This is a genomic window from Paraburkholderia sp. SIMBA_027, from assembly GCF_046535315.1.
GTDB lineage: Bacteria > Pseudomonadota > Gammaproteobacteria > Burkholderiales > Burkholderiaceae > Paraburkholderia > Paraburkholderia tropica.
On sequence record NZ_JAWRWY010000650.1, the window covers coordinates 1 to 269 of the forward strand.

A 269-nucleotide genomic window follows, 5' to 3' on the forward strand; every position below is an offset into this window, starting at 1 on the left:
GCGAACGGACCGCCTTTCCAAAATGTAATGCGATTTCCGCAGATTACATGCCTGCGCCACCGAGAACGGTCACGGCGCGGCGGTTCTGCGACCAGCAGGAAATATCGTCGCAGACAGCAACCGGACGTTCCTTGCCGTAGGAGATCGTCTTCAGGCGCTGAGCCGGAACGCCGCGCGAAGCGAGGTAGTCCTTGGTGGCAGCCGCACGGCGGGCACCGAGAGCCAGGTTGTATTCGCGCGTGCCGCGTTCGTCGGCGTGGCCTTCGACG

The 269-nt window shown here is 63.6% G+C and carries 1 protein-coding gene; it reads right to left on the bottom strand.

The window, feature by feature from the left end:
- Positions 1-43: 43 nt before the first annotated feature.
- On the bottom strand, positions 44-269 hold a 226-nt coding region (locus SB764_RS40615), incomplete at its 5' end, for an OmpA family protein (RefSeq protein ID WP_410866845.1).